Source organism: Trebonia sp., from assembly GCF_049794275.1.
In the GTDB taxonomy this organism is placed as follows: Bacteria; Actinomycetota; Actinomycetes; order Streptosporangiales; family Streptosporangiaceae; genus Trebonia.
In genome coordinates, this window is the sequence record NZ_JBARCR010000975.1 from 1 (window position 1) to 3,149 (window position 3,149).

The 3,149-nt window shown below is 70.8% G+C and carries 2 protein-coding genes and 1 pseudogene; 1 reads left to right on the forward strand and 2 read right to left on the reverse strand.

The features are described 5' to 3' along the window. Nucleotides 1-19 precede the first annotated feature (19 nt). Nucleotides 20-76, forward strand: a pseudogene (locus WA805_RS24870) (hypothetical protein); the annotation flags it as partial. A 159-nt stretch (nucleotides 77-235) separates the two neighbouring features. Here the strand turns inward: WA805_RS24870 and WA805_RS24875 are convergent. After that, nucleotides 236-1,732 carry a CoA-acylating methylmalonate-semialdehyde dehydrogenase gene (locus WA805_RS24875; RefSeq protein WP_424561129.1) on the reverse strand — a complete coding sequence of 499 codons (1,497 nt, stop codon included), beginning with the start codon at nucleotides 1,730-1,732 and terminating at the stop codon, nucleotides 236-238. Then, entirely contained in the window at nucleotides 1,729-3,033 is a 1,305-nt protein-coding gene (locus WA805_RS24880; protein ID WP_422288674.1) for an aspartate aminotransferase family protein, read from the reverse strand. The genes WA805_RS24875 and WA805_RS24880 overlap by 4 nt, the downstream gene beginning before the upstream one ends. Nucleotides 3,034-3,149: the final 116 nt, after the last annotated feature.

A 3,149-nucleotide genomic window follows, 5' to 3' on the forward strand; every position in this document is an offset into this window, starting at 1 on the left:
CGCCCGGCTGCTCAGCGCGCTGCGCTCGCCCGCCACGACCACCGCGCTTGCCCGGGCCCTCGGCGTCACCCCTGGCGCGGTGTCGCAGCACCTTTCGGTCCTGCACAGGGCGGGGCTGGCCGACCGGACCCGCGTTGGCCGCACCGTGCTGTACCAGGCCACCGACCTGGGCCTGGCCCTGCTCGACCCGCCGCGGCGCCGTCCCATCGAGGCACCGGCCCAGAGCGGCCGCGGGTTAAGAGTTCACCGGGAAGCCGAGGTTCACCCCGCCGTGGCTGGGGTCGGGCCAGCGGGAGGTGACGACCTTGCCGTGGGTGTAGAAGTGCACGCCTTCGGTGCCGTGCACGTGCGTGTCGCCGAACAGCGACGACTTCCACCCGCCGAACGAGTAGTACGCCATCGGCACCGGGATCGGCACGTTGACGCCCACCATGCCGATCTCCGCCTCGGAGACGAACCGGCGGGCCGCTCCCCCGTCGCAGGTGAAGACCGCCACGCCGTTGCCGTACGGGCTGTTGTTGACCAGGCTGACCGCCGCCTCGTACGACGGCGCGCGCAGCATCGACAGCACCGGGCCGAAGATCTCGTCGGTGTAGCAGCTCATCTCCGGGGTCACGTGGTCGAGCACGCTGGGTCCGAGCCAGAAGCCGCCCGCGTCGCCGCCGGTGACCGGGTGCCGCCTGCCGTCGATCGGCAGCGACGCGCCCTGGGCCACCCCGGAGTCGAGGTAGGACGCCACCTTATCCCGGTGCGGCCCGGTCACGAGCGGGCCCATCTCGGACCGCTCGTCGGCGCCAGGCCCCACGATCAGCTTGCCGACCCGGTCCGTGATCTTCGCCAGCAGCTCATCGCCAACCGGGTCGACAGCGACGAGGGCCGAGATCGCCATGCAGCGCTCCCCCGCCGAGCCGAACCCGGCGGACACCGCGGCGTCGGCGGCCAGGTCGAGGTCCGCGTCGGGCAGCACGACCATGTGGTTCTTCGCGCCGCCGAGCGCCTGCACCCGCTTGCCGTGGCTCGTGCCCGTTTCGTAGACGTACCTGGCGATCGGCGTGGACCCGACGAAGCTGAGCGCGGCCACGTCCGGGTGGGTGAGCAGCGCGTCGACCGCGACCTTGTCGCCGTGCACCACGTTGAACACCCCGTCGGGCAGCCCGGCCTGCGCCCACAGCCTGGCCAGCAGCAGCGACGCGGACGGGTCCTTCTCCGACGGCTTGAGCACGAACGTGTTGCCGCAGGCGATAGCCAGCGGGAACATCCACATCGGCACCATGGCCGGGAAGTTGAACGGGGTGATCCCGGCCACCACGCCGAGCGGCTGGCGGATCGAGTACGAGTCCACGCTGGTGGACACGTTCTCCGAGTAGCCGCCCTTGAGCAAGTGCGGAATGCCGCAGGCGAACTCCACCACCTCCAGGCCGCGGGCGACCTCGCCCGCGGCGTCCGCGGCGACCTTGCCGTGCTCGGCGGTGATCAGGGCGGCGAGTTCAGCGGTGTGCTCCCTGATGAGCTCGCGGAACGCGAACATGATGCTGGCCCGCCTGGCCAGCGACACCCGCCGCCAGCTCGCGAACGCCTCGGCCGCCGCCCGCACGGCCGCGTCCACATCGTCCGCGGAGGCGAAGTCGACGTGCCCGCTGACCTGGCCGGTGGCCGGATCGTAAACGTCGCCGTGCCGCTCCGCCCCGGCCGTCCATGGCTTGCCGCCGATCCAGTGCGTTACGTGTTTCACGCCTTCGCCGCCTCCCCGTCGACCGCGCGCAGCGCGTCGGTGAGCAGGCCGAGGCCTTCGCGCGCTTCCGCCTCGCTGAGCGTCAGCGGCGGTGCCATCCGCAGCGTGGCGCCGAACAGGCCGCCCTTGCCGATCAGCAGCCCGCGCTCGCGGGCCGCCTCGAGCGCCTTCCCTGCCAGCTGCGGGGACGGCTGCTTCGTCGCCGGGTCGACGAGGTCGACGGCGAACATCAGCCCGCGGCCGCGCACCTCGCCGATCGTGCTCAGCGCCGTGGCCGCCTCCTTGAGCCCGCTGATGATGATCTCGCCGGTCACCGCGGCATTGTGCTGCAGGTCATGCGAGAGCACGTAGTCCAGGGTGGCGTTCGCCGCCGTCGTGGCGATCGGGTTGCCGCCGAACGTCGAGATGCCGTTGCCGCGGATGCTGTCCAGCAGGTCGCCGCGGCCGACGACGCCGCCGATGGCGAACCCGTTGGCCAGGCCCTTGGCGAAGGTCATCATGTCCGGCACGACGCCGTGCGCCTGGATGCCCCAGAAGTGCGCCCCGGTGCGGCCCCAGCCGGTCTGCACCTCGTCGGAGATCAGCAGGATGCCGTGCTCGTCGAGCACTTCCTTGTAGGCCTTGAACAGGCCGTCAGGCGCCATCGTGAACCCGCCGACGCCCTGCACCGGCTCGGCGATCAGCGCGCCGACGTCGGCCGGGTGGATGCCGGCCGACAGCAGCGCCCGCAGGTCGGCCACGCACGCGTCGATGAGCTGAGTGTCAGTCAGGTCGCGGTACTGCGGCAGCTGCCGGTCCGCGCCATGCAGGTAATGGGTGCCGAACGGATCGTTGCTGCTCGCCTTCCATGACACGTTGCCCGTGATGGCGACGGTGCCGAACGTCCGGCCGTGGTAGCTGCCCCGCATCGCCAGCACCTGGTTCGCGTTGCGCGCCACGAGGGCGGCCGCGAGCGCGGTCTCGTTGGCCTCGGAACCTGAGTTGGTGAAGAACACCTTCGCGTCCGGGATGTTCGAGAGCCTGGCGATCTTCTCCGCGAGCTCGACCTGGCTGCGGATCAGGTACAGCGTGGAGGTGTGCACCACGCCGGTCGAGATCTGCCGCTCGACCGCCTCCCGCACCTCGGCGACGTCGTAGCCGAGCATGTTGGTCAGGATTCCGGCGAAGAAGTCGAGATAGCCGCGGCCCTGGGCGTCGGTGACGCGGCAGCCCTTGCCGCTGACGATCTCGATCGGCTGGCCGTAGTAGAGGCCGACCCAGTTAGGGATTACCGCGCGGTGGCGTGCGAGAAGATCAGACATACCCCTAGTCTGCCAGCACGCCTATGCTGCGTGAACGCGGACGTAGTCCACCAGCATGGTCTGCGGAAACGACGTCGATCTGTCCGGCGCTACCGAGGCGGTGCCGCCGACGGCGA

Coding starts and splice junctions, on each gene's coding strand:
- WA805_RS24880 (WP_422288674.1), bottom strand. CDS start 3,033: ATGTCTGATCTTCTCGCACGCCACCGCGCGGTAATCCCTAACTGGGTC.